The following is a 6,621-nucleotide window of genomic DNA, read 5'->3' on the forward strand; positions in this document are numbered from 1 at the left end:
GCCTTCGTGTTTACGTAAAAACCCGCACGGGATGTTCCCGATGCAGGGGCAGGGGGGCGCCCCTAAGCTCGATTCGAATCACACGACAGAGAGCCCGAAGGTCCCACTCATGCTCAATCGCCGTACCTTCACCGTCGCCGCTGCGCTGGGCGCGGCTGCCATCGGGGCGCCGCTGGTCTACGGCCAGCCGAAGCTCGAGAAGTCCAAGGTGTCGATCGCGGTCGGAGGCAAGGCTGCGTTCTACTACCTCCCGCTCACGATCTCCGAGCAGCTCGGCTATTTCAAGGCCGAGGGGCTCGATGTCGAGATCTCCGATTTCTCGGGTGGCGCACGCGCACTGCAGGCGGTCGTCGGCGGCTCGGCCGACGTCTGCTCCGGGGCCTTCGAGCACACCATCAACCTGCAGGCCAAGAACCAGTTCTTCCAGGCCTTCGTGCTCCAGGGCCGCGCACCGCAGATCGCGATCGGGGTGTCGACCAAGAACATGCCCACCTACGCGGGCATCGCCGACCTCAAAGGCCGCAAGATCGGTGTCTCGGCGCCGGGCTCCTCCACCAACATGGTGGTCAACCTGGTGTTGTCGCGCGGCGGCCTGAAGGCCAGCGACGTGAGCTTCATCGGCGTCGGCGTCGCCGCCGGCGCACTCACGGCGTTGCGCTCGGGCCAGATCGATGCGATCAGCAACACCGATCCCGTGATGACCATGCTCGAACAGAAGGGCGACGTGAAGATCATCAGCGACACCCGCACGCTCAAGGGCACGCAGGAGGTGTTCGGTGGACTGATGCCGGCCGCCTGCCTCTATGCCTCGTCGGAATTCATCCAGAAAAATCCGAACACCTGCCAGGCGCTCGCCAACGCCATCGTCCATGGCCTCAAGTGGCTGCAGACCGCCGGGCCGGGCGACATCATCAAGACCGTGCCCGAGACCTATCTGCTGGGCGACCGGGCCTTGTACCTGGCGTCATTCGACAAGGTGCGCGAAGCGATCGCCATCGATGGACTGGTGCCGGCCGATGGTCCCAAGACCGCACTCAACGCCATCGCGAGTTTCGATTCCTCGGTCAAGGCCGACAAGATCGATCTCGCCAAGCTCTATACCAACGACTTTGCGCGGCGTGCCAAGGACAGGTTCAAAGCCTGACCGCGGTGTCTCTGCAACCCGGCCTCGGCCGGGTTTCTTCTTTCAAGCCCATGGCCGACCACGCGCTCGAACTGATCGATATCCAATGCACCTTCCGCTCGAAGGACGACCACGGCCAGCGCTACACGGCGGTGGCCGACACCACGCTGCGGATCGGCGAGGGCGAGTTCGTCTCGGTGGTCGGTCCGACCGGCTGCGGCAAGTCGACGCTGCTGAACGTCGGCGCCGGCCTGCTCGAACCGTCGTCGGGCATGGTGCGGGTCTTCGGCGAGCCGCTCTCGGGCATCAACAGGCGCGCCGGCTATATGTTCCAGAGCGAAGCCCTGATGCCGTGGCGCAGCGCGCTCGACAACGTCATGGTGGGCATGCAGTACCGCGGCATGCCCGATGCGCAGGCGAAAGAACGGGCCGAGGCCTGGCTCGCGCGCGTCGGCCTCGCCGGCTTCGGCGACCGCTATCCGCACCAGCTTTCGGGCGGCATGCGAAAGCGCACCGCGCTGGCCCAGGTGCTGGCGCTCGACCCCGACATCATCCTGATGGACGAGCCCTTCAGCGCACTCGACATCCAGACGCGTCAGCTGATGGAGAACGAGGTGCTGGAACTATGGGCGGCGCCGAGCGACGGGCGCCGAGGTCGGAAGGCCGTGCTCTTCATCACCCACGATCTCGATGAGGCGATCGCGATGAGCGACCGCGTGGTGGTGCTGTCGGCCGGGCCTGCGACTCATCCCATCGGCGAATTCACGATCGACCTGCCGCGCCCGCGCGACGTGGCCGAGGTTCGCACGCATCCGCGCTTCGTCGAGCTCCATGCGCAGATATGGAACGTGCTGCGCGACGAGGTGTTGAAGGGCTACGCGCAGCAGTTGAGGAAGGCGGCATGAGACGCCCGGGCGCCCGAAGGCGAATACCGAAGCGCTGCTGTGCGGAGGTGCGCCAGTGACCCTGCGCATCCGACCCAGCGAAAGCAACGCGCGCTTCTGGCAGATGGCCGTGCTGATCGTGCTGCTGGTGGCCTGGCACGCTGCCTCGCGCAACCCGCAGTTCGCCTTCTTTCTCGGTGAACCGATCGAGGTCGCGGGCCGCATCTGGAGCTGGTTCATGCCGTTCGCGATCCCGCCCAACCGGCTGTTCCCGGAGGGCCTGGCGGGCAACGCCGACATCTATCTCCACCTCGCAACCACGCTGCTCGAGACCGTGCTGGCCTTCGTGATCGGCACTGTGCTGGGCCTGGCCTGCGGCCTCTGGCTGGCGCTGGCGCCGACCGCGAGCCTGGTCTTCGACCCCTACATCAAGGCGGCGAACTCGATGCCGCGCGTGATCCTGGCGCCGATCTTCGCGCTCTGGTTCGGCCTCGGCATCTGGAGCAAGGTGGCGCTGGCGGTCACGCTGGTCTTCTTCATCGTCTTCTTCAACGTCTACCAGGGCGTGCGCGAAGTGAGCCCGGTGGTGCTGGCGAACGCGCGCATGCTCGGCGCCAGCCAGCGGCAGCTGCTGCGCACCGTGTACCTGCCGAGCGCGACCAGCTGGGTGTTCTCCAGCCTTCACACCTCGGTGGGGCTGGCGTTCGTGGGTGCGGTGGTCGGCGAGTACCTGGGATCGGCGCGCGGCGTCGGCTACCTGATCCTGCAGGCCGAAGGCACCTTCGATGTCAACACGGTGTTCGCCGGCATCGTGGTGCTGACCGCCTTCGCGCTGCTGCTCGACGCCATCGTCGGCGTGCTCGAGAAGCGGCTCATGAAGTGGCAGCCGCGCAGCGGCGAGACCGAGAAGCTCTGAGCCCGCCGGGCGGGGGGCCGGTCAGTGCTTCTTCTTCTTCGAAGGCGTGCCGCCGCGCGGCTCGTGCGCGACCTGCTTGCTGCTCGACGTCTTCGTTGTCACCTTGGCAGGCACGGTCGTGGCCTTGCTCCTGGGTTCCGCGGCCGCGTGGGCGCGGCTGGTGCCGGAACCCACACTGGCGGTCCGCGAGGTGCGCACGGGCAGGAACACCACCACCTCGTAGCCGCGCTGGAAGGTGTGGTTCGCCTTGACGTCGTTCCATTCGGCGACGCTGGCCGGGCTCAGCTTGTAGCGCCGGGCGATGCTGGCGACGCTGTCCAGGCGGCCGGCCTTGACCACGGTGCGGCGGGTCACGATCTCGGGCTGGAAGCTCAGCTGTCCGGTGTCTGCAACCACCGCCGCGACGTCTTCCTGGACCCGGGCGCTGCGCGGCACGATCAGTGTCGAGCCGGCCTTGATCAGCATTCGCGGCGGCACGTTGTTGACCGCACGGAGGTCGGCCTCGCTCATTCCCGAGCGCTGCGCCGCATCGGCCACCGTCATGGTCGAGGGCACGGTCCAGGCGGTCCAGCTGGCGTACTGGCCCTGGCTGTAGGCCTCGAAGTTGCGCTGGAAGACCGCGGCGTTGTCCCAGGGCAGCAGGATCTCGGGCGTGCCCGCGGCCAGCAGCACCGGCTTGTGGGCCGAGGGATTGAGGGCGCGGAAGTCCTCGACCTGCACGTCGGCCAGCTTGGCCGCCAAGGCGACGTCGAGGTCGCGTTTGAGAGTGACGGTCTGGAAGTAGGGGTGGTTGGCGATCAGCGGCAGGTCGACGTTGAAGCGCGCCGGATCGGCGACGATGTTCTTGACCGCCTGCAGCTTCGGCACGTAGAGCCGCGTTTCGGCCGGCATCGAGATGTCGCTGTAGGTGGCGGGCAGGCCGGCCCGCTGGTTCTTGGCGATCGCCTTGCTGACGTTGCCTTCGCCCCAGTTGTAGGCGGCCAGCGCGAGTTGCCAGTCGCCGAACATGCCGTAGAGACGCTGCAGGTAGTCGAGCGCTGCGCGGGTCGAGGCCACGACATCGCGCCGGTCGTCGCGGAAGATGTTCTGCTTCAGGTCGTAGTCGGTGCCGGTGGCCGGCATGAACTGCCACATGCCGGCGGCGCGAGCGCTCGACACGGCCTGCGGATTGAAGGCGCTCTCGATGTAGGGCAGCAGCGCGATCTCGGTCGGCATGTCGCGGCGCTCGAGTTCCTCGACGATGTGGAAGATGTAGCGGTTCGAGCGCTCGGTCATGCGCTGGATGTAGTCGGGCCGGCTGGCATACCACTGCTCGCGGTCTCGCACGAGCTCGCTGTCGAGGTTCGGCATCTTGAAGCCGCGGCGGATGCGATCCCACATGTCGGTGGGCGGGGCCAGCGTGACCACGGGCCGCGACTTGGTGTCGCCCGAGGTGATCGGCTTCAGGCTGCCGCCCGGATACACCGGCGAGGCGCTGCCCGAAGCGCCGCCCGGCGATGAACCGGTGCCGGTGGCACAGCCCGCGAGGAACAAGGAGCCCGCGAGGCAGGCGGCTAGCAGGAATTTCATCGAAAGTCGTTCTTCCATTGGCGCAGCGCGGCGAACACTTCGGCGGGCGCCGCTGGTGCGGGCAGGCCGGCGTGAGCGTGGACCGCCCGGCTGACAGTGGCTTCGCGGCTGCGAAGAAAAGGATTGATCAGGCGCTCGGTCGCCAGCTGCGAGGGCAGCGTGGGCTCACCGCGCGCGCGCAATGCTTCGCAGTGCGCCGTGTACTGAGTGAGATCCGGGTTGCCGGGTTCCACGCTTTGCGCAAATCTCAGGTTAGCAAGTGTGTATTCGTGGCCGCAGCAGACGCGGGTGTCGCCCGGCAGCGCGGCCAGGGCCTCGAGCGAGGCCAGCATCTGCGCCGGCGTGCCTTCGAACAGGCGTCCGCAGCCGCCCGAGAACAGGGTGTCGCCGCAGAACAGCAGCGGTGCCAGTTCGGCGGCCGCGGCGTTGCGCGGATCGGCCGGCAGGAAGTAGGCGATGTGGCCCGCGGTGTGGCCGGGAATGTCGATCACTTCGAAGCGCAGGCCCAGCGCTTCGGCGTGGCCGCCCTCGGCGAGGGGCGTGTACGGCTCGGGAATGCGCTCGCGGGCGGGGCCGAAGACCTTCGCGCCGGTCGCCGCGTGCAGCGCCGCCACGCCGCCGGTGTGATCGGCGTGGTGGTGCGTGACTAGAATCGCGGCCAGTTGCAGATTCCGGCGTCCGAGCGCATCGAACACGGGCCCGGCGTCCCCTGGGTCGACCACGATCGCGTTGTACCCATCCTGCAGCATCCAGATGTAGTTGTCGGCGAAGGCGGGCAGCGGAACGAGGGTCATGAGCGGTCAAATTATAGGTTTGCATGATTGGTTCGAGACCCCCCCGGGCCGCTATCTGCTGGCCTGGGAGCAGGCCCAGTTCGACCAGGCCGTGGCCGACATCTTCGGCTATCACGCGCTGCAGCTGGGCCTCGGCGAGGTGCAGGCGCTGCGCGCCAATCGCATGCCGCACCGGTGGCTGGCGCTGTCCGATCCGGCCCAGGCCGGCGCCGCGGCGCTGTTGACGGACTTCACGGCCCTGCCTTTTCCGGCCGCCAGCCTCGACCTGGTGGTCCTGCCGCACGCGCTCGAACTCAGTCCCGATCCCCACGCGACCCTGCGCGAGGTCGAGCGGGTGCTGGTGCCCGAGGGCCGGGTCGTCATCTGCGGCCTGAACCCGGCCAGCCTCTGGGGCATGCGGCAGCGGCGGGCCCATCTGTACCGGCGACTCGGTTTCGGCGAGCTGTTCCTGCCCGAGGCCGGTGATTTCATCGGCCACCGGCGCATGCGCGACTGGCTGCGGCTGCTGAGCTTCGAAGTCGAGTCGGGCCGCTTCGGCGTCTACCGGCCGGCGGTCCGCAGCGACGCCTGGCTGGAGCGCTGCCGCTGGTTCGATGCGGCTGGCGAGCGCTGGTGGCCGATCTTCGGTGCCGTCTATTTCCTGGTGGCGGTGAAAAGGGTGCGCGGGCTGCGGCTGCTGAGCGCCGACTGGCGCCGTGCCGCCTCGCGCGCCAGTGCACCGGTGCCGATTGCCGGCAAGATGCACCGGGGGCGCGACAATGGCGGCCAGCTAGAAGAAGGAAGCGGTTTTTGAACGAAGTACAGATCTACACCGACGGTGCCTGCAAGGGCAACCCCGGTCCCGGCGGCTGGGGCGCATGGCTCAAGTCGGGCGCCACCGAGAAAGAGCTTTTCGGCGGCGAACTCAACACCACCAACAACCGCATGGAACTGCAGGCGGTGATCGAGGGCCTCGGTGCGCTGAAGCGCCCGTGCAAGGTCGTCCTCTACCTGGACAGCCAATACGTGCGGATGGGCATCACCGAGTGGATCCGGGGCTGGAAGGCCAAGGGCTGGCGCACCTCGACCAAGCAGCCGGTGAAGAACGTCGAGCTCTGGCAGCAACTCGACAAGCTGGTGGCCGAAGGCGGCCACCAGATCGAATGGCGCTGGGTCAAGGGCCACTCGGGCGACCCGGGCAACGAGCGCGCGGATGCCCTCGCGAACAAGGGTGTTGACCGGGCACTTGGCAGGCTCTGAATTCCCTTCGCGAAACACCGCAGAACCGGCTTTGCCGGGCTGCTGGTGTTGCCCCCGGTAGGGGGTGGGCGGCTCACGAAGTGAGCCAACCTGGGG

7 protein-coding genes are annotated in these 6,621 nt (G+C 67.7%); 5 read left to right on the forward strand and 2 right to left on the reverse strand.

What is annotated here, in order from left to right:
- Positions 1-109 precede the first annotated feature (109 nt).
- The 3 genes from AC1D2E_RS26675 to AC1D2E_RS26685 all read left to right on the forward strand — a co-directional run bounded on the left by AC1D2E_RS26675 (position 110) and on the right by AC1D2E_RS26685 (position 2,923).
- Entirely contained in the window at positions 110-1,144 is a 1,035-nt protein-coding gene (locus AC1D2E_RS26675) for an ABC transporter substrate-binding protein (RefSeq protein WP_478200187.1), read from the forward strand.
- A 50-nt stretch (positions 1,145-1,194) separates the two neighbouring features.
- The gene (locus tag AC1D2E_RS26680) at positions 1,195-2,028 is read left to right on the forward strand and encodes an ABC transporter ATP-binding protein (protein ID WP_478200192.1); all 834 of its coding nucleotides are present in this window, start codon (positions 1,195-1,197) and stop codon (positions 2,026-2,028) included.
- A 103-nt stretch (positions 2,029-2,131) separates the two neighbouring features.
- Positions 2,132-2,923, forward strand: coding sequence for an ABC transporter permease (locus tag AC1D2E_RS26685; protein WP_478200193.1), 792 nt, complete (start codon positions 2,132-2,134; stop codon positions 2,921-2,923).
- Positions 2,924-2,944: 21 nt separating this feature from the next.
- Here the strand turns inward: AC1D2E_RS26685 and AC1D2E_RS26690 are convergent, their stop codons facing one another.
- Positions 2,945-4,492 carry a transglycosylase SLT domain-containing protein gene (locus AC1D2E_RS26690; RefSeq protein WP_478200188.1) on the reverse strand — a complete coding sequence of 516 codons (1,548 nt, stop codon included), beginning with the start codon at positions 4,490-4,492 and terminating at the stop codon, positions 2,945-2,947.
- Complete coding sequence (gene gloB / locus AC1D2E_RS26695; RefSeq protein WP_478200189.1) at positions 4,489-5,286, reverse strand: hydroxyacylglutathione hydrolase; 798 nt, start codon at positions 5,284-5,286, stop codon at positions 4,489-4,491. The genes AC1D2E_RS26690 and gloB overlap by 4 nt, the downstream gene beginning before the upstream one ends.
- Between gloB and AC1D2E_RS26700 the strand changes: the two genes are divergently transcribed.
- Together AC1D2E_RS26700 and rnhA are read left to right on the forward strand one after the other, a co-directional pair.
- A complete protein-coding gene (locus AC1D2E_RS26700; protein WP_478200190.1) occupies positions 5,285-6,079 on the forward strand; it encodes a class I SAM-dependent methyltransferase in 795 nt (264 codons plus the stop codon). The genes gloB and AC1D2E_RS26700 overlap by 2 nt on opposite strands.
- The gene (gene rnhA / locus AC1D2E_RS26705) at positions 6,076-6,525 is read left to right on the forward strand and encodes a ribonuclease HI (RefSeq protein WP_478171488.1); all 450 of its coding nucleotides are present in this window, start codon (positions 6,076-6,078) and stop codon (positions 6,523-6,525) included. Before AC1D2E_RS26700 ends, rnhA begins: the two co-directional genes overlap by 4 nt.
- Positions 6,526-6,621: the final 96 nt, after the last annotated feature.

This window comes from Variovorax sp. P1_H2 (genome assembly GCF_056405295.1).

What these genes read in the sequence shown, in the direction of transcription:
- AC1D2E_RS26675 (WP_478200187.1), top strand. Translation starts at nt 110, where the DNA reads ATGCTCAATCGCCGTACCTTCACCGTCGCCGCTGCGCTGGGCGCGGCT.
- AC1D2E_RS26680 (WP_478200192.1), top strand. Translation starts at nt 1,195, where the DNA reads ATGGCCGACCACGCGCTCGAACTGATCGATATCCAATGCACCTTCCGC.
- AC1D2E_RS26685 (WP_478200193.1), top strand. Translation starts at nt 2,132, where the DNA reads ATGGCCGTGCTGATCGTGCTGCTGGTGGCCTGGCACGCTGCCTCGCGC.
- AC1D2E_RS26690 (WP_478200188.1), bottom strand. Translation starts at nt 4,492, where the DNA reads ATGAAATTCCTGCTAGCCGCCTGCCTCGCGGGCTCCTTGTTCCTCGCG.
- AC1D2E_RS26700 (WP_478200190.1), top strand. Translation starts at nt 5,285, where the DNA reads ATGAGCGGTCAAATTATAGGTTTGCATGATTGGTTCGAGACCCCCCCG.
- gloB (WP_478200189.1), bottom strand. Translation starts at nt 5,286, where the DNA reads ATGACCCTCGTTCCGCTGCCCGCCTTCGCCGACAACTACATCTGGATG.